The following is a 20,442-nucleotide window of genomic DNA, read 5'->3' as shown; positions in this document are numbered from 1 at the left end:
CGGGCGGGGGTGCCCCCGAGGCGCGGCAGCGGGAGCCTGGAGGCGGTGTTCCCGGCGCGGCGGAGGGCGGGAGCAGGGGCCGGTCCCGCATCCGGCGGGCGGCGCGGCGGAAAAGGGGAGCGGCCCCGGCACCCGGAGGGGTGCGCGAGGCCGCCGGTTGCGCGGGGCGGGGCGTCAGACGGTCGTGACGACCTCGTCGTACGCGAGCCGCGGCGCCCGCGGGAACGCCGCGTTCTCCCCCGGCTTCCCGATGTTCACGATCATCAGCGGCGTGTGGTCCCCGTCCAGGAACTCCTTCTGGACGCCCCCGAAGTCGAACCCGGTCATCGGCCCGGCGGCCAGCCCCGCCGCCCGCACCCCGACGATGAAGTACGCGGCCTGCAGCGCCGCGTTCATGCCGGCGGACGCCTCACGGGCCGGGCGCTCACTGAAGAACGCGTCCTTGGCCTGCGGGAACGCGGGGAACAGCCGCGGCAGCTCCTCATGGAACTCGTTGTCCGCCGCCAGGATCGCGGTGAGCGGCGCCGTGGCGGTCTTGGCCCGGTTGCCCTCGGCCATCAGCGGGACCAGCCGCTCGCGGGCCTCGGCCGAGCGGACCAGGGTGATGCGCAGCGGCGTCTGGTTGAACGCGGTGGGGCCGTACTTGACCAGGTCGTAGATGGCCTGGACCTGCTCCTCGGTCACCGGCTCGTCGGAGAAGGTCTGGGCGGTACGGGCCTCACGGAAGAGGAGGTCCTGGGCGGTGGGGTCGAGTACGAGAGACATACGGGGACAAACCTTCCGAGTGGTGAGGAGTCGTGCCGACGACTCCACCGTACGGCGAGTTAGGTGAAACTTCAACTAAACCCTGGGGTGCCCTGCCTCACGCCCCTCTGCGGGGCCCCTACTCGTCCTCGCCCGCTTCCGCCTCCTCCGAGGCCAGCGCCGCGTCCAGGCGGGCGCGGGCACCCTCCAGCCAGTGACGGCACACCTTCGCGAGTTCCTCGCCCCGCTCCCAGAGGGCGAGCGACTCCTCCAGCGTGGTGCCGCCCGCCTCCAGCCGGCGGACGACCTCGATCAGCTCGTCGCGCGCCTGCTCGTACCCCAGCGTGGTCCGCCCGTCGGCGCCCGCCACGCCGCCCGCCCTGTCCGTGCTCTCCGTCGTGTCAGCCGTCATGCGGCCACCCTACGGCCGTCCACCGACAACCCACCCGGCGCGGCTCGGCCAAGCCGCGCCGCCCCTGCGGGCAGGCCCGGCGGACACGCCCCGACTGCCCCCCACGCCGCCGCGACGCCTTGCTCCCCGCACTCCCCCTGCTCCTCCTGGTCCCCCTCAGGCCTCGCCGTCCACGCGCCGCACCGTGAACTCCCCCTCCGCCACCCGCGCCCGCAGCTCCTCGCCCACCGGCGCGTCCTCCGGTGCCCGCACCACCCCGCCGTCCGCACGCTGCAGCACCGCGTACCCCCGTTCCAGCGTCGCCGCGGGCGACAGGGCCACCACGCGCGCGTGGGTGTGGGTCAGTTCCGAGTCCGCCCGGTCCAGCAGATGCCCCAGCACCCGGCGGCCGCGCGCCAGCAGCGCGTCCACCTGCGCCTCCCGCTCCTCCACCATCCGTTGCGGGTGTTCCATCACGGGCCGGGCCAGCGCATGCGCCAGCCCCCGTTCCTCCCGCTCCAGCAGACCCCGTACGCAGCGCAGGGCGCGGTCCCGGAGATGCCGCACCCGCAGCAGCTCCTCGCCCACGTCCGGGACGACCTTCTTCGCCGCGTCCGTCGGCGTCGCCGCCCTGAGGTCCGCCACCAGATCCAGCAGCGGCGAGTCCGGCTCGTGCCCGATGGCCGACACCACCGGCGTACGGCATTCCGCCACCGCCCGCACCAGCTCCTCGTCCGAGAACGGCAGCAGGTCCTCCACGCTGCCCCCGCCCCGTGCCACGACGATCACGTCCACGTGCGGCAGCCCGTCCAGTTCCTTGACCGCCCGCACCACCTGAGGCACCGCGTGCACCCCCTGCACCGCCACGTTCCGCACCTCGAACCGCACCGCGGGCCAGCGCCGCCGCGCCACCTCCAGCACGTCCCGCTCGGCCGCCGACGCCCGCCCGCACACCAGCCCGATCAGCTGCGGCAGAAACGGCACCGGCTTCTTCCGCTCCGCCGCGAACAGCCCCTCCGCGCCCAGGGTCCGCTTCAGCCGCTCCAGGCGGGCCAGCAGCTCCCCGATGCCCACCGGGCGTATCTCCGCCGCCCGCAGCGACAGCTGCCCCCGCGGCGCGTACCACTCCGGCTTCGCGTGCACCACCACCCGCGCGCCCTCGGAGACCACGTCCGCCACCGCGTCGAACGTCTGCCGATAGCAGGTCACGCTCACCGAGATGTCGTGCGACGGATCCCGCAACGTCATGAACACCACCCCGGCTCCCGGGCGCCGCGACAACTGGGTGATCTGGCCCTCCACCCAGACGGCACCGAGGCGGTCGATCCACCCCCCGATGAGCCGTGACACCTCACCGACGGGCAGCGGAGCTTCGGCAGACGTGGTCCTAGGCATAGGGGGAGCGTACGCGCCGTCACTGACAACTCCCGGTGCCCACCCGCGCGGGGGACGCCCGGGCGCTACCCGGGCGGGGGGATCCTCGGCCGTCGCCGCCCGCCCTTACGATGGGGGGCATGACTCCTACGCCTCCTGCCCGCCGGGTCCTCCTCGCCGCTCCGCGCGGATACTGCGCGGGCGTGGACCGTGCCGTGATCGCCGTGGAGAAGGCGCTGGAGCAGTACGGCGCGCCGATCTACGTACGGCACGAGATCGTCCACAACAAGTACGTCGTGCGGACCCTGGAGAAGAAGGGCGCGATCTTCGTCGAGCAGACGGATGAGGTGCCGCCGGGGGCCATCGTCATGTTCTCCGCGCACGGCGTGGCACCGGCCGTGCACGAGGAGGCGAGGCGGGGCCGCCTCGCGACCATCGACGCGACCTGCCCGCTGGTCACGAAGGTCCACAAGGAGGCCGTCCGGTACGCGAACGAGGACTTCGACATCCTCCTGATCGGCCACGAGGGCCACGAGGAGGTCATCGGCACCTCCGGTGAGGCCCCCGACCACATCCAGCTCGTCGACGGACCCGGCGACGTGGCGAAGGTCGAGGTCCGCGACCCGTCCAAGGTCGTCTGGCTGTCCCAGACCACGCTGTCGGTCGACGAGACGATGGAGACGGTCGACGCGCTGAAGGACAAGTTCCCGCAGCTCGTCTCCCCGCCCAGCGACGACATCTGCTACGCCACGCAGAACCGCCAGCTGGCCGTGAAGCAGATGGGCGCGGACGCGGACCTGGTCATCGTGGTCGGCTCCCGCAACTCCTCCAACTCCAAGCGCCTGGTGGAGGTCGCGAAGCTGGCCGGCGCGAAGGAGGCGTACCTGGTCGACTTCGCGGAGGAGATCGACGAGTCCTGGCTGGAGGGCGGCGTCTCGACGGTCGGCGTCACGTCCGGCGCGTCGGTGCCCGAGGTGCTGGTGGAGGGCGTCCTGGAGTGGCTGGCCCAGCGCGGCTTCGAAGACGTCGAGATCGTGAAGGCGGCGGAGGAGTCGATCACCTTCTCGCTGCCGAAGGAGCTGCGCCGCGACCTGCGCGCGGAGGCCGCCGCCCTGACCGAGCAGTAACAGGATGAGCGCCACCCCGGCGCCGTAACGTGGAGTCCATGAACGTCTTCGGAGTGGACATCGGCGGTTCGGGGATCAAAGGCGCTCCCGTGGACCTGGACCGCGGCGATCTGGCCGAGGCCCGCCACAAGGTACTGACCCCGCAGCCCGCGACGCCCTCGGACGTCGCGGGCTGCGTCGCGGAGGTCGTGGCGCACTTCGACTGGTCGGGGCCGGTGGGGGTGACCTTCCCGGGTGTGGTGACCGGTTCCACGATCCGTACGGCCGCGAACGTCGACAAGTCCTGGATCGGCGTGGACGCGGCAGCGCTGCTGGGCGACCGGCTGGGCGGGCTGCCGGTGACCGTCCTGAACGACGCGGACGCGGCGGGCGTCGCGGAGATGACCCACGGCGCGGGGCGGGGGCGCGGCGGGACGGTGATCATGCTGACCTTGGGCACGGGCATCGGCAGCGCGGTCTTCATCGACGGCCGACTCGTCCCGAACACCGAGCTGGGCCACCTGGAGCTGAACGGCAAGGAGGCCGAGCGGCACGCCTCCGTGAAGACCAAGGACGACAAGGACCTGAGCTGGCCGGAGTGGGCGCACCGGGTCCGCAAGTACCTGGCGCACCTGGAGATGCTGTTCAGTCCGGAGCTGTTCATCGTGGGCGGCGGGGTGAGCCGCAAGGCGGAGAAGTTCCTGCCGCTGATCAAGAACGTCCGCGCGGAGATCGTCCCGGCACACCTCCAGAACAACGCGGGCATCGTGGGCGCGGCGATGGCGACGAGGGCCCGCTGACGCGTACGCCGAGGGGCGGCCCGCCTGCTCCGGCCCGAACCCCGGCGGCGGTTTGGCGGCCCCGGCCCCGCGCGGAACCCGCCCCGGCGGGTCAGCCCGGCCGCCGCGGTCCCGCGGCCCGCCCCCGCCGCCCCATCACCCGCACCTTCCGCACACACGTGATCACACCCGCCACCAGCGTCCCCCCGTAGAGCCACCCGGCCTGCACCGCCAGCGCGGTGACCACGGCCATGGTGTGCCCGCCCACCCCGCCCTCGCCACCGGACACGGGGATCACGCCCACGGCGAAGGCGATCGGCACACTGATCGGCGCCGTCACGAGGTCCGCCGCCCGCACCCACAGCGCGGTGAGCGCGCTGACCGGCAGGAAGAGCAGTCCGTACACCAGCGGCGAGCCGTCGAAGAGCAGCAGGTCGAGACAGCCGAACAGCAGCATCGCGGCGGACGCGAACAGCCCGGCGCCGAGCCCGGTCAGCCGGGGTTCGGGCAGCCGCCGCACCGCGGCCACCAGGCCGGGCAGCCCCTGGGTGCGCGGGGGCCGGACACCGGTCGCGCCGCCTCGCCGCGGCCGGGCGGTCGCGGCGCCGGGCCTGCGTGGCAGAAGAGAGGGAGAGGGGGACCGCACGGAGGAGGACTGCGGCGGCCGTACCGGAGGCTGCGGCCGGGCCACCGGGGACTGCGGCGACCGCGGGCGGCGAGGGGGACTGCTCCTTTGCTGCTCCACGGGGACAACGTAGGCCGGGAGCCCGGGAAAAACCGGTACGAGACACGCGTGAGGGGCGACCTTGGCGCGAAGTTCCCGCGGTGTTCCCCGCCCTGGCCGTCACCCCGGTCCGCGGTCCGGCGCCCCGGGCTTGGCCGTTCCCGTCCCCGCGCCCGTAGACTGAGGGGTCGGCCCCATCACCCACACCTCAGGAAGTCGCCAACGTGTCGCTCACGATCGGAATCGTCGGTCTGCCGAATGTCGGCAAGTCGACCCTGTTCAACGCCCTGACCAAGAACGACGTGCTGGCGGCCAACTACCCGTTCGCCACGATCGAGCCGAACGTGGGCGTGGTCGGCGTCCCCGACGCCCGGCTCACCAAGCTGGCCGAGATCTTCGGCTCCCAGCGCATCCTCCCGGCGACCGTCGACTTCGTCGACATCGCGGGCATCGTGCGCGGCGCGAGCGAGGGTGAGGGCCTGGGCAACAAGTTCCTGGCGAACATCCGCGAGTCCGACGCGATCTGCCAGGTCATCCGTGCTTTCCAGGACGAGAACGTCGTGCACGTCGACGGCAAGGTCTCGCCCAAGAACGACATCGACACGATCAACACCGAGCTGATCCTCGCCGACCTCCAGACCATCGAGAAGGTCCTTCCGCGCCTCCAGAAGGAGTCCCGCATCAAGAAGGACGTGGCGCCGAAGGTCGCCGCGGTGGAGAACGCCAAGGAGATCCTGGAGACCGGCACCACGCTCTTCTCCCAGGGCATCGTCCAGGGCGGCGAGAAGGCGGAGCTGCTCCACGACCTGCACCTCCTGACGACGAAGCCGTTCCTGTACGTCTTCAACGTCGACGAGGCCGAGCTGACGGACGAGGCCTTCAAGGACGAGCAGCGCGCGCTGGTCGCCCCGGCCGAGGCGATCTTCCTGAACGCCAAGCTGGAGGCGGACCTGGCCGAGCTGGACGAGGAGGACGCCCTGGAGCTCCTCCAGTCCGTGGGCGCCGAGGAACCCGGCCTGACCACCCTGGCCCGCGTCGGCTTCGACACCCTGGGCCTCCAGACCTACCTCACGGCCGGCCCCAAGGAGGCCCGCGCCTGGACCATCAAGAAGGGCGACACGGCACCCGAGGCGGCCGGTGTGATCCACACCGACTTCCAGAAGGGCTTCATCAAGGCCGAGGTCATCTCCTTCGACGACCTGGTCGCCTCCGGCTCCGTCCCCGACGCCCGCGCCGCCGGCAAGGCCCGCATGGAGGGCAAGGACTACGTCATGCAGGACGGCGACGTCGTGGAGTTCCGCTTCAACGTTTGATCGCATGTATGGAGGCGGCCTGACCTGCGGGAATGTGAGTCAGGCCGTCGCGCTGTCCGCGACAGTCCGCAGAGCGGTTCGACCTGGCCCGGCTGCATTGTGCATTGCGGACCGCGGCGGCGGCCCGGACTCAACCGGCCGTCGCAAGACCGGGGCCTGGTGGTGGATGCCTCGGTGTTCGCATGGCGCGTGACGTTCATGGGCGCCACGGCCGTGGTCTGGCCCCGTCTCTCGCCGGCCGTGCCACCGTCGAGGCGCAGGCTGCCGCCCCTGCCCTTCTTGCGGGCCCGCCCTCTTCGTCGTTCCGGTGAAGGATCGACGTCGGGGTGTCCACGGATGCTGACGCATTGACGTAATGTTTGCGTCAATCTATGGTGAGGACATGCTCTTCCCCACGCCCGCTCTCACCGCCGAGGACCAGCGCGTTCTCGGTGAGATCGAAGACCTTCGTCACTCGTTGCGCCTCCAGGTCCGGTCCACTCCGGCGAAGTGGACCGAAGGGCTGCGTAAGTTCTTGACTGCGGATGCGGTGGCGGCCTCCAACTCGATCGAGGGTTTCAAGGTGTCCACGGTCGACGTCGAGGACCTGCTGGAGGGCGAGCGGGATGTCGACGTCTCCGAGGAGGATCGCGAGGAGACGCTGGCCTATCAGCGGATGATGACCTATATCCAGACGCTGCATGACGTCGCGGACTTCCGATACAGCAAGGAGCTGCTCAACGCGCTCCACTGGATGCTGCAGGGGCACCGGCACACCCCGCGGAAGCCGGCCGGGCAGTGGCGCCGTGGAGCGGTGTACGTGACAGACGCCCGCGACCCCAGCATCGCGGCATATGCGGCACCGGACGCAGCCGAGGTGCCTGCGTTGACGAGTGAACTGGTCGAGTGGCTGAACACGGACGACGGCCCGCACCCCCTGGTGCGGGCCGCCATGGCGCATCTCCACCTTGTTGCCATCCACCCATGGGCGGATGGCAACGGCCGTATGTCCCGATCCCTCCAAACGCTCATGATCGCGAGACAGGGAGAACTGGCTCCCGAGTTCTCCTCGATCGAGGCTTGGCTGGGGCGCCCCGGCAATACCTGGGAGTACTACCGCGAGTTGCAGCGTCGGGGGGCGACCTACCGCCCCGACCAGGATGTCTCCGGTTGGATACGTTTCAACCTCACCGCGTACCACCAGCAGGCGCAGACCGTAAGTAATCGCCTGGATCGTTCGAGTCGGGTGTGGCTCCTGCTGGGTGAGTTCGCGGAGGAGCGGGGGCTGGACGAGAGGGTGGTTTCCGCCCTGCACGATGTGGCGATGTCCGGGCGGGTGCGTCGTACACGCTACGAACGAACGGAGGACCTGAGCCTGCAACGGGCCCAACGCGACCTGCGGGACCTGGTCGCGGGCGAGGTCCTGACGCCGGTCGGCCGCACCCGTGCCCGCTTCTACACCGCCGGACCCGCCTTTCCGGGGTCGGCTCTGGAAGCAGCCCGGACGCCGTTGGCGCTGGCTGATCCGTACACGCGCTGAGGACATCTCGCGAACTGTCGAATCAGTTACGACGGGCGGTGCGGAACAAGTGCACTCGCGGCACGCGTAACTCGTTGCTCGCTCCGCTACTCATGGCCGGCGGAACTGGACCCCGTTGTCCTCCCGGAGTCAGATCGGCCAGATCTTGTACGAGCCGGGCGTTGTGCCCAGTGCGCGGTGCCCGTGGCGCGTGCAGGGGTGGGAGTCGCTCACTGCGCAGTCTCCCCGTGGGCCCCGCCGCCTCGGACCCCCGGCCAGTCCGCAGCCAGTCCGCGGGACACCCGTAAACGGCAGTCGGGAGCCAACGCACGCCAACGAGGAAGTCCGAGGTCAGGGCCCGGCGCGGGGCTCTGCCGCAGGCCAGGATCAGACCTCAGGCGTTCCGCTCAACGTGTAGTCGTGCACATACTCTCGTTAGGTGGTGAGTCAAACGTGCAAGTCAGAGGGGGGCGGGCTCTGAGGAGTCCGACCCCTTCGTCATCACCGTGCTGGATGGGTGCTGGATTTCTGACGCGGAGTCAGCGGGTGATCAGGTCTCGTAAACGGTGGACCGGTGTCCCACGTGAACGACCCAGACCACCAGCTCCCCGTTGTCGATCGTGTAGACGACGCGGTAGTCGCCGACCCGTAGCCGTCGGCGGTCCGGCTGGGACACGAGTGCGGTGGTGTTGAAGCCGAGCGGATCGCTTTCCAGTTCGGTCAGTTTGGCCAGAATGCGCAGCGCCATCTCGCGCGGGATCTTCCGAAGCTCGGCCTGCGCCTCGGGGCGGAAGACGGTTCGGTACTCACTCACCGCGCGCCAGCGTCTCCCTCATGATGTCCTCGATCGGGATGCCGGGTGCGGGGTTGGCCATGCGCTCGTCGATGATCCGATTGATCTCGCGCTCTTCCCACTCCTGGTACTTGCGCAGTACCTCGATGGAGACGACGGCGGCGACTTCCTTGCCCCGGCGCGTGATCACGGTGGGTACGTCGTCGCGATCGGCGCGCTCCACGACCTCGGCGAGGTGGGCGCGCACATCGCGGATGGACTCTATGGGCAGCGGCTGCGTCATGCGCCCAAGTGTACCGAGTGTCCCATGTGTACACAATGGGTCTCCGGCTTGGGTGACGGCCTTCGTCGCGGTCGCGCGTGCTGGATGTGCTGGATGAACTCGCACCGTGCTGGATCGGTTCTGGTTGGGGGCTCCGAGAACAGCGTTTTCACAGGTCGGGGCGCTGCGCTGAAGGTTCCGCTGCAATGTCTGAGCGGGGCCCGGCGCCCGGGGCCGCGGAGGCCGTGACCTGATGGGCGCGGCCCCGTCATGGGGCTCGCGTCCGGTCTGCCCGGGCCGCGCGGCCGAACAGGGCAAATCCTGGCGGAAGCCGATGCTCCGGCGTGCTGGGGTGGAAGGGAGGGGGTGCTCGATGAAGGGGGCGCCCCCATGCCGCAGGTGAATGTGTCCGTGGCCGTGCCGCGGAGTGCCGGTGACGTCTTCGCCTTTCTCGTCGACGGGTGCAATCTCGCGCGGTGGCATTCCGGGGTGGCGGAGATCCGGGCCGAGCGGGGCGGGGGCGAGACGTATCGGTACCGGTTTCCCGGGCGGAGGCGGGAGACCCGGCTGGAGCGGCGGGTGGACCCCCGGGGCCGACGGGTGAGCTTCGTGGGGGAGCGGCTGTGGACGCCGCTGGGGAGCCAGGTGCCGCAGCACGATTTCCGGGTGGCGCCGCGCGGGGACGGGTGCCATGTGGACATCCGGGTGAGTGTGCGGCTGTGGGGCGGGATGGTCGCTCTGTGGCCGGTGGTGGAGATGGGGTGGCGGCGGGACCTGCCCGAGGACGCCCGGCGGCTGCACCGGGTGTTGTCGGAGGGGGGCGGGCCGCGGTGACGGCGGCGGGGCCCGGCGGGTCGTGACCGACGGCTCGGCGGCTCAGGCGCGAAGCCCGGTCGGCCCTGCGGGGCGGCCCGGCTGACGCGCAGCGGGCCTCGGACGGGTGTCATGCGGACGGACGGCGGCTGCGCGGTGGGCGCCGGACCGACGGCCGTGCGGGGCGGGCCCGGTGGCTCGTGCGGGACGGCCCGGCGGCTCCGTGGCGGCGCCGCCGGGCGGTCAGCGGGCCTGTGACGCGATCCAGGTCTCCAGCTGCTCGCGGGTCGTGGACGGGTCCGCGACCAGCTTGGCCAGAGGGTCGTCGTCGAGGGTGGCCGTCGACACGGCCGGGCAGCGATGGCAGGCGGCGACGCCCGACTGGTGCCACCACTTGCACTGGGCGCGCAGATGGCAGCGCGGTACGGGGCGGCCCTCGGCGCCCGACGGGGGCGGGACGGCCGTCACGCGGTCCACCAGGCCGCAGGAGGTGCCGACCCGGTTCCCGCAGTCGCTCACGCAGTGCGACGCGAACCGCAGCACCCGCGTGGGCGGCACGCCCTCCGGCAGCGCGTCCACCACCTGCGCCGCAGGCACCGGCTCCGCCAGATAGCTCACCTGGCCCTCCGGCCCGGACCGCACGCCCAGGACCACCGACTCCGCGCGGTCCGGAGCCCCACTGGGGCACCAGGCCACGGGTGGTTCCGCGCCCAAGGTGTCCTCCTCCATCGTCAGCAGAGGGTGCCGTTCGACTGCGGGGACGCGATGAAGCCCACCGGATTGCCCTGCGCCACCGTCCCGCCGCGGCTCTCCTCCCGGGCCACGGCCTGTTCGAGGCTCCGCGCGAGCTGCTCCGCCGTCGTGATGCGTTCGACAGCCGTGCTCCTCGCCTCCGGCGGTGCCGCCGAGGCGGCGGGGGCGGCGAAGGCCGTCGAGGCGAGACCGCCGGCCAGGGCCGCGGCCACCACGGCCGAACGCAGCGTGGACTTCTTCATTCCGGTCAACTCCCTTGTTGTGTAAAGGAATTGGTGCGGATACACCGTGCCTCCGCCGGGGGTGTTCTGGCAACATTCCGGCGGCCCGGCTTGTTTCGGGACGCTCATGGGACGATGGCGCGATACGTCGTTGCGCCAGGGGGTGTTGATGTCCGCGGCGGGGAACCGGCAGCCGGTGCGGGGCGGGGGCGCGGCTCCCGCAGCCGGGCGGGCCGCCCGGGAACTGCTCGGGGAGGCGCGGCAGTTGTACGGTGCCGCCCGAACACTCATGGACGATCACCGGGGCGCGGTGGACGCGGTGCGGGCCGCGCACGGCGCGCTGAACGACGAGCTGGTGGGGGAGGAGCTGGCCCGCATCCCCGTGCGGCGGATCCAGGAGGCCACCGAGGGGCGGGTGCAGGTCGCCCGGCTGGAGGCCGCGGGGTACGCCACCCTCCTGGACGTGCACGGTGCCTCCCCGCACCGGCTGGAGCGGGTACCCGGGCTCGGCCGGCAGGGCGCACGGCGGGTGCGGGCGGCCACCGACCGGCTCGTCGACGCGGTGCGGGACCTCGCCGTCGTACGGCTCGACCCGGACGACCCGCAGCCCCGCACGACCGCGCTGGCCCGCGCCCTCTACCCGCTGGTGAAGGCCGGACCGGACGCCCGACGGGCCATGGCCGCCGCCGAGGCCCTCGTGGGGGACATGGACGCGGACGCGCTGCTGTCCCGCGCCGGGGCGGCGGGCAGCAGGATGCGGATGCTGTTCACGCGGAGGGAGGGGCGGCGGGCCGCCCTGGAGGCTCTGGCGCGGGTGCGCGACCTGCTGGAGGACGCCGCGCGGGACGGCGTACCGCTGCTGGTGGGGCAGGTGTCCGTGGACCTGCTGCGCGTCCCCGACGAGGTCGAGGCCTGGGTGGACTTCGAGGCCCGGTCGGGCGACTACTACGCGGCGCTCGCGCCGGTCGCGGAGGCCGAGCTGCGGGGCGGGCGGGCCGCCCCGCACAGGCCGGCCGCCGCCGAGGGCTTCCTGCCGCCCGAACTCGCGGAGCGGGTGCGCGCGCAGGAGCTGGACGACATCCACCTGCGGGTGTCCCTGCGCGGTTACCAGGCCTTCGGCGCCCGGTTCGCGCTCGCGCAGCGGCGGGTGATCCTCGGGGACGAGATGGGCCTGGGCAAGACCGTGCAGGCCGTCGCCGCGATCGCCCACCTCGCGGCGCAGGGCGAGACCCACTTCCTGGTCGTCTGCCCGGCCAGTGTGCTGATCAACTGGATGCGGGAGATCCAGACCCGCTCCACCCTCAGGCCCGTCAGGCTGCACGGGCCCGAGCGGGGCGAGGTGTTCACGAGCTGGCGCGAGCACGGCGGGGTCGCCGTGACGACGTACGAGGCACTGCGCGGGTTTCCCGTGCCGGAGAAGTCCGAGAAGCCGGACAAGTCCGAAGGTCCGGAGCGGGGCGAGCAGGGCAGACCGGCCCTGCTGGTCGTGGACGAGGCGCATTACGTCAAGAACCCTCAGTCCCGGCGCTCGCAGGCGGTCGCCGCGTGGAGCCGGCGCTGCGAGCGGGTGCTCTTCCTCACGGGGACACCGATGGAGAACCGGGTGACCGAGTTCCGCAACCTCGTCCGGCCGCTCCAGCCGGAGCTGCTGCCGCAGTTGGCCGGGGTGGACGTGGTGGCCGTCGTGGACGGGTCGCAGGCGTTCCGTACGGCGGTCGCCCCGGCCTATCTGCGGCGCAACCAGGAGGATGTGCTCACCGAGCTGCCCGGGGTGGTGCGTGTGGACGAGTGGGAGGAGCTGAGCCGGAGCGACCGGACCGCGTACGGGACGGCTGTTGCCTCCGGGCGATTCCCGGCGATCCGCCGGGCCGCGTACGCCCGTCGGCGGGACTCCGCGAAGCTGGCGCGGCTGCGGGAGATCGTGGCGGACGCGGCGGACAACGGGCTGAAGGTGGTCGTCTTCTCGTACTTCCGGGAGGTGCTCACGGCGGTACGGAACAGCCTCGGGCCCAGCCGTACGCTCGGCCCGCTGTCGGGCAGCCTGTCGGTCGAGGAGCGGCAGGAACTGGTGGACGCGTTCGCGGCGCGGCAGGGGCACGTGGTGCTGCTCGCCCAGATCCAGGCGGGCGGCGTCGGGCTGAACCTGCAGGCCGCGTCGGTGGTGATCCTCTGCGAGCCGCAGACCAAGCCGACCCTGGAGTACCAGGCCGTGGCCCGCGTCCACCGGATGGGGCAGGTCCGGTCGGTGCGGGTGCACCGGCTGCTGGCGACGGACAGTGTGGACGAGCGGCTGGTCACCGTACTGGAGGGCAAGTCGCGGCTGTTCGACGCGTACGCGCGGCGCAGCGATGTGGCGGAGGCGCTGCCGGAGGCGGTGGACGTCTCGGACGGGGCGCTCGCGCGACGCATCGTGGAGGAGGAGCAGGCCCGCCTGGGGGTGGAGGGCCGGGCGTGAGGGAGCCGCTGCGCGCGGTGACGCCCCGGGCTCCGGCAGCAGGGCGTCCGCGGCGATGGTGACGTCGAAGGGCGCGGTCCGCTGCGGCGTCCCCCCGGAGGATCCCGTCGGGCGCAGACGCGTCGGCCGCCCGGTCCGTCTCGTGGACGTGGACGACGGGCGCTCCGCGCTCCTCCTCCACGCGCCAGGAGTGCGGGATGCCTGCCGGCGCGTGCGTGCGGAGCTCGACCACGGGTCCCGGTCCACGGCCCCGGGCGGGACCACCTGCACGGCCGGCGGGACCTCCTCGGGCGCGTACCGGGTGCCGCCGGGATCGTCAGGCGCGGTGGTGACGAGGGCGTCCGGCTCCGGGCGGTTGCGCTGGTCGAGGCGCATGGTGGTCTCCCGGTCGCCGTCCGGGTCTTCCGGCGCCTCGTTCATGAGTGTGGTCGCAGCGCCGTGACGAGGCGCCCGTGCCGCGATCGCTGCGGGTGACCGCGAGAACGAGAGCTCCGTCGATCAGCTCGGTGCGGTGCGGCGCCTGCGGAAGTCTGCCCGGGCCCCGGCGAACCAGCCTCCCGGGCGCGGACGCATCCGGTCGGGCCGTGCGGTCATGTTCGGCGCAGGTCGCGAAGGCCCTCTCGGCGGCTGTCCGCTCACCCGTCGAGCGCGCGCTCCCCCGCCGGCCCCGTCTTCGCTCCCGCCCCGCACAGCGGCACGACCACCTCGCCCGCCGGCGGGTCCGCGGAGACCGCCGCCCAGCAGGCGCAGCCTGTCGGCTCCACGTACAGCCCCCGGGCGGCCAGGTCCCGCTGGGCTGTCCGGATCTGGTCGTCCGTCACCGTACGGAATTCGCCACCCGATGCACGGACCGCGCGCAGGATCTGGCGGGCGCGGGGCGGGGCCGGGATGGCGATGCCCTCGGCCGGGGTCGGTACCGGGAGGGCGGGGATGATGTCCTCCGCGCCCGCCCGGTGGGCCTCCGCCAGGGGCGCCACCGCCGCCGCCTGGACGGCGATCAGGCGCGGGCGCCGGGCGATCAGCCCGTGGGCGTGCAGCTCCGCGGTGGCCAGGGCCGCACCCAGCAGCAGGGTCCCGTTGCCGACCGGGACGGCCAGAGCGTCCGGCAGCCGGCCGCCGAGGTCCTCCCACAGTTCGTACACGTAGGTCTTGGTGCCGTGCAGGAAGTACGGGTTGTAGACGTGCGACGCGTAGAACGTGCCCGGCTCGTCCGCCGCCGCCCGGGCCGCGTCCGCCGTGGCCTCCCGGTCGCCCGCGACCACCTCGACCCGCGCCCCGTGCGCCCCGATCTGCTCCAGCTTCTTCGGGGACGTCGCCTCCGGCACGTACACCGTGCAGCTCAGCCCGGCGCGGGCGCAGTACGCGGCGACTGCGGTGCCCGCGTTGCCGCTGCTGTCCGCGACCACCCGGCGCGGCTGGAGCCGCCGCGCGAGTTCGGCCAGCAGCACGGCGCCCCGGTCCTTGAACGACAACGTCGGCATGAGGAAGTCGAGTTTGGCCGAAACCGTGTCGGTGAGCCGGACGAGCGGCGTACGCCCCTCCCCGAGGGAGGCGTACGGATCGGCCAGCGGCAGCGCCTCCGCGTACCGCCACAGGGAGTTCACCCGGCCCGGGAGTGCCGCCCGGTCCACGGCGCCGGCCGTGAACTCCAGGTCCCAGGGGCCGCCGCACTTCGGGCAACGCCAGGTCAGCTCCGAAGAGGAGGAGCGGGCTCCGCATGTCGGGCAGAGGTAGTGCGCGTCGACGGTCATGGTCCTCAGCATGTCAGTTGTGCGGCACACGCGTTCGGGGCGGCTCGGCACCCTTGTGTGATTCCTATGGATCGGTCAATCTTTCGGTTGACCGGCGCATGACAGTCCGATGTCGTACAGGGGAGTACGGCGCGACATGCGTGATTGTCATGAACCTGTCTTCCCCCACAGTGACGCACCACCTATGAGGAGGACCCCTCACATGTCCGTGATGCGTACGCCACGGCGCAGAGGCGCCGCAGCAAGTGCCATAGCCGTCGCCGCCCTCGCTCTCGGCTCCCTCTCCGCCCTCCCGGCCGCCGCCGCCGGCGCCGAGGGCACCATCCAGTACGCGGGTGACCCGAAGGCCGTTCCCGGCAGCTACATCGTGACTCTCGACGAGTCCGCAGCCGACTCGGACAAGGCGTCCGGCAAGGCCGTCGCCAAGCGGTACGGCGCGAAGATCAAGAAGACGTACACCGCGGCCCTCAACGGCTACGCGGTGGAGCTGTCCGAGGCACAGGCGAAGAAGCTCGCCGCCGACCCGGCCGTCGAGTCCGTCGTCCAGGACCGCGTCTTCACGGTCAGCGGCACCCAGCCCGGCCCGCCGTCCTGGGGCCTGGACCGGCTCGACCAGCGGAACCTGCCGCTGAACCAGAGCTACACCTACCCGGAGCCGGGCGGCCAGGGTGTCACCGCGTACATCATCGACACCGGTGTGCGCATCACCCACAACGACTTCGGCGGCCGTGCCTCCTACGGCTACGACGCCATCGACGACGACAACACCGCCCAGGACGGCCACGGCCACGGCACCCACGTCGCCGGTACGGTCGGCGGCTCCGCGCACGGCGTGGCCAAGAAGGCGAAGATCGTCGGCGTCCGGGTGCTCAACAACCAGGGCTCCGGCAGCACCGCGCAGGTCGTCGCCGGCATCGACTGGGTGACCCAGAACGCGGTCAAGCCGGCCGTGGCCAACATGAGTCTCGGTGGCGGCGCCGACACCGCCCTCGACAACGCCGTCCGCAACTCCATCTCCTCCGGCGTCACCTACGCCATCGCGGCCGGCAACTCCAACGCCAACGCATCCAACTACTCCCCGGCCCGGGTCACCGAGGCCATCACGGTCGGCTCGACCACCAGCTCCGACGCCCGCTCCAGCTTCTCCAACTACGGCAGCGTGCTGGACATCTTCGCGCCGGGCTCCTCCATCACCTCGACGTGGAACAGCAGCGACACCGCCACCAACACCATCTCCGGTACGTCGATGGCGGCCCCGCACGTCGCGGGTGCGGCGGCGCTGTACCTGGCCGAGAACCCGTCGGCCAGCCCCGCCCAGGTCTCCAGTGCGCTGACGTCCGCCGCCACCACCGGCGCCGTCGGCAGCCCGGGCAGCGGCTCCCCGAACCGGCTGCTGTACGTGGGTGAGGGCGGCGAGGAGCCCCCGCCGCCCACCGGCGACCGCTACGAGAACACCGGCGACTACGCGATCAACGACAACTCGACCACCGAGTCCCCGATCAGCGTCACCGGCCGGTCCGGCAACGCCCCGTCCGGGCTCAAGGTCGAGGTGAACATCAAGCACACCTACATCGGTGACCTGCGCGTCCAGCTCGTCGCGCCGGACGGCACCGCCTACACGCTGAAGGATTACGGCACCGGCGGCAGCAGCGACGACATCAACACCACGTACACCGTCGACGCCTCCTCGGAGAGCGCCAACGGCACGTGGAAGCTGAGGGTCCACGACAACTACTGGTGGGACACCGGGAAGATCGACTCCTGGGCCCTGACCTTCTGATCCCGCTGATCCCGCTGATCCCGGCGGTCTCGGTGATCCCGGGACGGTGAGCGTGGGGCGGGCGCCTTCCGGGCGTCCGCCCCACGCCGTGTGCCGGGGCGGGGGCGGTGCCGTGACCGTCAGGGCGAGCGCGTACGATGCGCGCCGCTCACGCATGTGATCGCCACCGTTCCGACAGGAGTCCCACCCCCGTGTCATCGCCGTATCCCCAGCCCCCGGTTCCGGCCCCCGCCCCGGCCAGGACCAACGGGCTCGCCGTCGCCTCCCTGGTCACCGGTCTGCTCTGTCTCATACCCCCGCTCGGCCTGGTCCTGGGGGCGGTCGCGCTCCGTCAGATCAAGCGCCGCGGCGAGCGCGGCAAAGGGCTGGCCGTGGCCGGTGCCTCGCTGTCCCTCGTCGTCACCCTGCTCATCGCGCTCGGCCTGGTCTCCGGTGCCTTCGGGAAGGCGTGGGACGGGCTGCGGGAGGTCCGGGACGAGGTCGCGAGCAGCGGATCCGCCTTCGGACTGCGCGCCGGGGACTGCTTCGACCAGCCGGGCGGAGTCGTGGAAGAGCAGGAGGTCGAGCGCGTCAAGCACGTCGAGTGCGACGAGCCGCACGACGCCGAGGTGAGCGGGCGGTTCCGTCTCCAGGGCTCCGAGTACCCCGGTGCCGACGCCATCGAGAAGGCGGCCGAGGAGCGCTGCGCCAAGCTGGACGAGGACTACGCCATGGACACCTGGGCGCTGCCCGCCGACACGGTGTCGTACTACTTCCACCCGACCGTGGAGAGCTGGCGCACCCTCGACGACCGCACGGTGACCTGCGCCCTGGCCGCCGGCTCGGGCAAGCTGACCGGCTCGCTGCGCACCGACGCCACCACGCTCGACCCCGGCCGGCTGACCTTCCTCCAGGCCGTGAACCCGGTCGAGGCGGTGCGCTACGAGCAGCCCGAGGCCGACCCGGACACGGACCTGAAGGCGAACACGCAGTGGGCCGGACGGATGGAGAAGGCCCTGGGCGCGGCGGTCGAACGGCTCAAGGGGCACACCTACTCCGGGGCGGCGGCCGGGCCGGTCGCGGAACTGGGCGAGGAGCTGGCGAAGGCGCGCGGGCTGTGGGCCAAGGCGGCCACGGCGCCGGACGCGGACGCGTACTGGGAGCGCTACGACGTGGCGTACGACGCCGCGCCCCTGGACCTCGGCCGGGAGGTACGCAAGGCGCTGAACCTGGGGACGACACCGCCGGGCGAGCAGGCGGACTGAGCGGGCGGGCCTGGCGGGCCGGGCGGCCATCCGTGACGGGTGGCCGCGACGGGCGGTCCGAGCGAGGATGGGCCGCCCGGGGTCTACCCTCGGTAAGCAGGCCCTCAAACTGGGCATCATCACTTCGAGTGAAACTCTGGCCCACGCTTGCGGCGCTCAACATCGGGTTGCGAATCTGTAGCTGTCTGTCAACCTGATGGGAGTGGCCAGTGACATTCGGTGAGCAGCCCGCCTATCTTCGCGTGGCGAGCGATCTCCGGCAAAAGATCGTCAACGGCTCGCTGCCGCCGCACACCCGGCTCCCCTCGCAGGCCCGCATCCGCGAGGAGTACGGCGTCTCGGACACGGTCGCGCTGGAGGCCCGCAAGGTGCTGATGGCCGAGGGGCTGGTCGAGGGCCGCTCCGGATCGGGGACGTACGTGCGGGAGCGGCCCGTGCCGCGCCGGATCTCCCGCTCCGGCTACCGCCCCGCGAACGGCTCCGTCAACCCCTTCCGCCAGGAGCAGGCGGCCGACGGGGCGCGCGGCACCTGGGAGTCCGGCAGTGAACGGGAGGCCGCGAGCGCGGACGTGGCCGTCCGGCTCGGCATCGCCCCCGCCGACCCGGTGATGCGTACGCGGTACGTCTTCCGGGACGGCGGTGAGGCGGTGATGCTCTCGACCTCCTGGGAGCCCTTGGCCGTCACGGGCCGCACACCCGTGATGCTGCCCGAGGAGGGGCCGCTCGGCGGCTGCGGTGTGGTGGACCGGATGGCCGCGATCGACGTGGTCGTGGACAACGTGACCGAGGAGGTGGGGGCCCGGCCCGGACTGGCGGAGGAGTTGCTGGTCCTCGGTGGGGTGCCGGGGCACGTGGTGATGGTCGTCGCGCGGACGTACTTCGCGTCGGGGCGGGCCGTCGAGACGGCCGACGTCGTCATTCCGGCCGACCGCTTCCGCGTGGCCTACCACCTGCCGGTGCGCTGACCGCCTGACGGGCCGCCGGTCGCGTATCGGCAAGTCCTGGGCAAGGGCTCCTGGCTGGAAGTGTGTCTCTTCGTGTAAACCCGTATCCGCTGTGTGAAGGTCAGGCGTAGGGTCAGGCATATGCGGATTGCGGTTTCATCGGAATCCTTGGAGACGTGCGACCCGGCGGGGGGAGCGGCGTGATGCCTGACAGTAGTACGACCCTGCTCTGGCAGGTCATTCGGCAGGACGACAACGGCAACCAGTACCGGGTGGGCCGGTACGCGACGAGGGACGAGGCGCAGCGGGTCGTCGACCGGCTCGACGTGCGAGGACACAAGCAGCTCTACTGGGTCGAGCGCATCGGCGAACCCGCGCGCTGACCTGTACGTCCGTGGCCGGAGTGTCCGCCCGGTACGCTCCGGCGCATGACGGACGTGACGGATCGTGTGGTGGTCGCCGGAGCCGTGTACCACCAGGGGCGGCTGTTGGCCGCGCGCCGAAGTGCGCCCCCCGAGCTGGCCGGCCGCTGGGAGCTGCCCGGCGGCAAGCTGGAGGCCGGCGAGGGCCCGCGCGAGGCCCTCGTGCGGGAGCTGCGCGAGGAGCTGGGCATCGAGGCGGAGCCGGGTGAGCGGATCCCCGGTGAGTGGCCGCTCGGCCGGGGCTATGTGCTGCGCGTGTGGACCGCGCGGGTGCGCTCCGGCGAGCCGCGCCCCCTCCAGGACCACGATGAGCTGCGCTGGCTGGCCCGTCATGAATGGGACAGCGTGGAGTGGCTGGATCAGGATGTTCCCGCGGTCCGTGAGGCCGTGCGCCTCCTCCCTTCTGACGCTTCCTCCTGACATGCGATAGTCCACGCCCGATTCGGGTATCTAGGGATTAACCCGCCCGAATCGGGCGTGGCGTGGGCCTGCTCGTGGGCCGGGGGAAGAGCCGGGGAAGTGAGCCGCGTGATCGACACCCAGGGCGCATGCGCCGAGTGGACCTTCCCCGCCGAGCCGGACTCGGTGCGCACCGCCCGCCGCGTCGTCCGTGACACCCTCCGCGCGTGGCGGCTTGAGCAGGACCTCGGCGACCTGACGGTGCTGCTGGTGAGCGAACTGGTGACCAATTCCCTGCGGTACGCGTACGGGCCGATCGGGGTACGGCTCCTCCGCGTCCCGCCGGAACACGACGGGCAGCCGTGGCCGGAGGCGCACCCGGAGCACGGTGGGCACCCGTCCCCCGCGCTGCTCGTGGAGGTCTCCGATCCGCTTCCGGATCCGCCCCGTGAGCGGCTCGCCGGGCCCGAGGACGAGGGAGGCCGGGGGCTCCAGCTCGTGGCCTGCTCCGCCCGCCGCTGGGGCACGCGTAAGGGCAGGTCGGGCAAGACGGTGTGGTTCGAGCTGGCCCTCCCTGGTTAGGAACAGGGAAGGAACAACGATCACTTCCGGCTCGGCGGAAAGCCAACGAGACCACCCTGTGATCGTGAACGGCGTGCCGACGGGGGCCGTAGTG

21 protein-coding genes are annotated in these 20,442 nt (G+C 72.0%); 12 read left to right on the top strand and 9 right to left on the bottom strand.

What is annotated here, in order from left to right:
• Positions 1 to 174: 174 nt before the first annotated feature.
• The 3 genes from I3F58_RS11355 to xseA all read right to left on the bottom strand — a co-directional run bounded on the left by I3F58_RS11355 (position 175) and on the right by xseA (position 2,530).
• On the bottom strand, positions 175 to 765 hold the full coding sequence (locus I3F58_RS11355) for a malonic semialdehyde reductase (protein ID WP_240108198.1): 591 nt from the start codon (positions 763 to 765) through the stop codon (positions 175 to 177).
• Between the two features lie 118 nt (positions 766 to 883).
• Complete coding sequence (locus I3F58_RS11350; protein WP_240108197.1) at positions 884 to 1,156, bottom strand: exodeoxyribonuclease VII small subunit; 273 nt, start codon at positions 1,154 to 1,156, stop codon at positions 884 to 886.
• 156 nt (positions 1,157 to 1,312) lie between these two features.
• On the bottom strand, positions 1,313 to 2,530 hold the full coding sequence (xseA, locus tag I3F58_RS11345) for an exodeoxyribonuclease VII large subunit (RefSeq protein ID WP_240108196.1): 1,218 nt from the start codon (positions 2,528 to 2,530) through the stop codon (positions 1,313 to 1,315).
• A 119-nt stretch (positions 2,531 to 2,649) separates the two neighbouring features.
• Between xseA and I3F58_RS11340 the strand changes: the two genes are divergently transcribed.
• Both I3F58_RS11340 and ppgK read left to right on the top strand, forming a co-directional pair.
• Entirely contained in the window at positions 2,650 to 3,636 is a 987-nt protein-coding gene (locus tag I3F58_RS11340) for a 4-hydroxy-3-methylbut-2-enyl diphosphate reductase (RefSeq protein WP_374207952.1), read from the top strand.
• Between the two features lie 38 nt (positions 3,637 to 3,674).
• Positions 3,675 to 4,415, top strand: coding sequence for a polyphosphate--glucose phosphotransferase (ppgK, locus tag I3F58_RS11335; RefSeq protein ID WP_240108194.1), 741 nt, complete (start codon positions 3,675 to 3,677; stop codon positions 4,413 to 4,415).
• 91 nt (positions 4,416 to 4,506) lie between these two features.
• Here the strand turns inward: ppgK and I3F58_RS11330 are convergent, their stop codons facing one another.
• Positions 4,507 to 5,139: a DUF6542 domain-containing protein gene (locus I3F58_RS11330; RefSeq protein WP_374207951.1), complete on the bottom strand. Its 633-nt coding sequence runs from the start codon at positions 5,137 to 5,139 to the stop codon at positions 4,507 to 4,509.
• Between the two features lie 203 nt (positions 5,140 to 5,342).
• Here I3F58_RS11330 and ychF point away from each other — a divergent pair, with 203 nt between their 5' ends.
• A complete protein-coding gene (gene ychF / locus I3F58_RS11325) occupies positions 5,343 to 6,431 on the top strand; it encodes a redox-regulated ATPase YchF (RefSeq protein WP_240108193.1) in 1,089 nt (362 codons plus the stop codon).
• A gap of 382 nt (positions 6,432 to 6,813) precedes the next feature.
• On the top strand, positions 6,814 to 7,950 hold the full coding sequence (locus tag I3F58_RS11320; RefSeq protein WP_240108192.1) for a Fic family protein: 1,137 nt from the start codon (positions 6,814 to 6,816) through the stop codon (positions 7,948 to 7,950).
• Between the two features lie 529 nt (positions 7,951 to 8,479).
• Here the strand turns inward: I3F58_RS11320 and I3F58_RS11315 are convergent.
• Positions 8,480 to 8,743 (bottom strand): type II toxin-antitoxin system RelE/ParE family toxin, encoded by a 264-nt coding sequence (locus I3F58_RS11315; protein WP_240108191.1) that lies wholly within the window; start codon positions 8,741 to 8,743, stop codon positions 8,480 to 8,482.
• Positions 8,736 to 9,005: a type II toxin-antitoxin system Phd/YefM family antitoxin gene (locus tag I3F58_RS11310; protein WP_019434848.1), complete on the bottom strand. Its 270-nt coding sequence runs from the start codon at positions 9,003 to 9,005 to the stop codon at positions 8,736 to 8,738. Before I3F58_RS11310 ends, I3F58_RS11315 begins: the two co-directional genes overlap by 8 nt.
• A gap of 369 nt (positions 9,006 to 9,374) precedes the next feature.
• Here I3F58_RS11310 and I3F58_RS11305 point away from each other — a divergent pair, with 369 nt between their 5' ends.
• On the top strand, positions 9,375 to 9,818 hold the full coding sequence (locus I3F58_RS11305; RefSeq protein WP_240108190.1) for an SRPBCC family protein: 444 nt from the start codon (positions 9,375 to 9,377) through the stop codon (positions 9,816 to 9,818).
• A gap of 222 nt (positions 9,819 to 10,040) precedes the next feature.
• On the opposite strand, the gene I3F58_RS11300 is transcribed toward I3F58_RS11305, so the two are convergent.
• Together I3F58_RS11300 and I3F58_RS11295 are read right to left on the bottom strand one after the other, a co-directional pair.
• Positions 10,041 to 10,511: a hypothetical protein gene (locus tag I3F58_RS11300; protein ID WP_240108210.1), complete on the bottom strand. Its 471-nt coding sequence runs from the start codon at positions 10,509 to 10,511 to the stop codon at positions 10,041 to 10,043.
• Between the two features lie 17 nt (positions 10,512 to 10,528).
• Positions 10,529 to 10,792, bottom strand: a complete 264-nt coding sequence (locus tag I3F58_RS11295; RefSeq protein ID WP_240108189.1) for a hypothetical protein — start codon at positions 10,790 to 10,792, stop codon at positions 10,529 to 10,531.
• A 148-nt stretch (positions 10,793 to 10,940) separates the two neighbouring features.
• Between I3F58_RS11295 and I3F58_RS11290 the strand changes: the two genes are divergently transcribed.
• Positions 10,941 to 13,226: a DEAD/DEAH box helicase gene (locus I3F58_RS11290; protein WP_240108188.1), complete on the top strand. Its 2,286-nt coding sequence runs from the start codon at positions 10,941 to 10,943 to the stop codon at positions 13,224 to 13,226.
• A 635-nt stretch (positions 13,227 to 13,861) separates the two neighbouring features.
• Here the strand turns inward: I3F58_RS11290 and I3F58_RS11280 are convergent.
• On the bottom strand, positions 13,862 to 14,977 hold the full coding sequence (locus tag I3F58_RS11280) for a pyridoxal-phosphate dependent enzyme (protein WP_240108187.1): 1,116 nt from the start codon (positions 14,975 to 14,977) through the stop codon (positions 13,862 to 13,864).
• Positions 14,978 to 15,179: 202 nt separating this feature from the next.
• Here I3F58_RS11280 and I3F58_RS11275 point away from each other — a divergent pair, with 202 nt between their 5' ends.
• The 6 genes from I3F58_RS11275 to I3F58_RS11250 all read left to right on the top strand — a co-directional run bounded on the left by I3F58_RS11275 (position 15,180) and on the right by I3F58_RS11250 (position 20,348).
• Positions 15,180 to 16,757, top strand: coding sequence for a S8 family peptidase (locus I3F58_RS11275; RefSeq protein ID WP_240108186.1), 1,578 nt, complete (start codon positions 15,180 to 15,182; stop codon positions 16,755 to 16,757).
• A 191-nt stretch (positions 16,758 to 16,948) separates the two neighbouring features.
• Positions 16,949 to 18,001 carry a DUF4190 domain-containing protein gene (locus tag I3F58_RS11270; protein ID WP_240108185.1) on the top strand — a complete coding sequence of 351 codons (1,053 nt, stop codon included), beginning with the start codon at positions 16,949 to 16,951 and terminating at the stop codon, positions 17,999 to 18,001.
• Positions 18,002 to 18,210: 209 nt separating this feature from the next.
• Positions 18,211 to 18,966: a GntR family transcriptional regulator gene (locus I3F58_RS11265; protein ID WP_240108184.1), complete on the top strand. Its 756-nt coding sequence runs from the start codon at positions 18,211 to 18,213 to the stop codon at positions 18,964 to 18,966.
• Positions 18,967 to 19,148: 182 nt separating this feature from the next.
• On the top strand, positions 19,149 to 19,328 hold the full coding sequence (locus I3F58_RS11260; RefSeq protein ID WP_240108183.1) for an SPOR domain-containing protein: 180 nt from the start codon (positions 19,149 to 19,151) through the stop codon (positions 19,326 to 19,328).
• 45 nt (positions 19,329 to 19,373) lie between these two features.
• The gene (locus I3F58_RS11255; protein WP_240108182.1) at positions 19,374 to 19,787 is read left to right on the top strand and encodes a (deoxy)nucleoside triphosphate pyrophosphohydrolase; all 414 of its coding nucleotides are present in this window, start codon (positions 19,374 to 19,376) and stop codon (positions 19,785 to 19,787) included.
• Positions 19,788 to 19,886: 99 nt separating this feature from the next.
• Entirely contained in the window at positions 19,887 to 20,348 is a 462-nt protein-coding gene (locus I3F58_RS11250; RefSeq protein ID WP_240108181.1) for an ATP-binding protein, read from the top strand.
• The last annotated feature ends 94 nt before the right edge of the window (positions 20,349 to 20,442 follow it).

It is taken from the genome of Streptomyces sp. MUM 203J, from assembly GCF_022414595.1.
In the GTDB taxonomy this organism is placed as follows: domain Bacteria; phylum Actinomycetota; class Actinomycetes; order Streptomycetales; family Streptomycetaceae; genus Streptomyces.
This window is presented reverse-complemented; position numbering and strand designations above follow the sequence as displayed.

What these genes read in the sequence shown, in the direction of transcription:
- I3F58_RS11355 (WP_240108198.1), bottom strand. Translation starts at nt 765, where the DNA reads ATGTCTCTCGTACTCGACCCCACCGCCCAGGACCTCCTCTTCCGTGAG.
- I3F58_RS11350 (WP_240108197.1), bottom strand. Translation starts at nt 1,156, where the DNA reads ATGACGGCTGACACGACGGAGAGCACGGACAGGGCGGGCGGCGTGGCG.
- xseA (WP_240108196.1), bottom strand. Translation starts at nt 2,530, where the DNA reads ATGCCTAGGACCACGTCTGCCGAAGCTCCGCTGCCCGTCGGTGAGGTG.
- I3F58_RS11340 (WP_374207952.1), top strand. Translation starts at nt 2,650, where the DNA reads ATGACTCCTACGCCTCCTGCCCGCCGGGTCCTCCTCGCCGCTCCGCGC.
- ppgK (WP_240108194.1), top strand. Translation starts at nt 3,675, where the DNA reads ATGAACGTCTTCGGAGTGGACATCGGCGGTTCGGGGATCAAAGGCGCT.
- I3F58_RS11320 (WP_240108192.1), top strand. Translation starts at nt 6,814, where the DNA reads ATGCTCTTCCCCACGCCCGCTCTCACCGCCGAGGACCAGCGCGTTCTC.
- I3F58_RS11310 (WP_019434848.1), bottom strand. Translation starts at nt 9,005, where the DNA reads ATGACGCAGCCGCTGCCCATAGAGTCCATCCGCGATGTGCGCGCCCAC.
- I3F58_RS11305 (WP_240108190.1), top strand. Translation starts at nt 9,375, where the DNA reads ATGCCGCAGGTGAATGTGTCCGTGGCCGTGCCGCGGAGTGCCGGTGAC.
- I3F58_RS11295 (WP_240108189.1), bottom strand. Translation starts at nt 10,792, where the DNA reads ATGAAGAAGTCCACGCTGCGTTCGGCCGTGGTGGCCGCGGCCCTGGCC.
- I3F58_RS11290 (WP_240108188.1), top strand. Translation starts at nt 10,941, where the DNA reads ATGTCCGCGGCGGGGAACCGGCAGCCGGTGCGGGGCGGGGGCGCGGCT.
- I3F58_RS11280 (WP_240108187.1), bottom strand. Translation starts at nt 14,977, where the DNA reads ATGACCGTCGACGCGCACTACCTCTGCCCGACATGCGGAGCCCGCTCC.
- I3F58_RS11275 (WP_240108186.1), top strand. Translation starts at nt 15,180, where the DNA reads ATGTCCGTGATGCGTACGCCACGGCGCAGAGGCGCCGCAGCAAGTGCC.
- I3F58_RS11260 (WP_240108183.1), top strand. Translation starts at nt 19,149, where the DNA reads ATGCCTGACAGTAGTACGACCCTGCTCTGGCAGGTCATTCGGCAGGAC.
- I3F58_RS11255 (WP_240108182.1), top strand. Translation starts at nt 19,374, where the DNA reads ATGACGGACGTGACGGATCGTGTGGTGGTCGCCGGAGCCGTGTACCAC.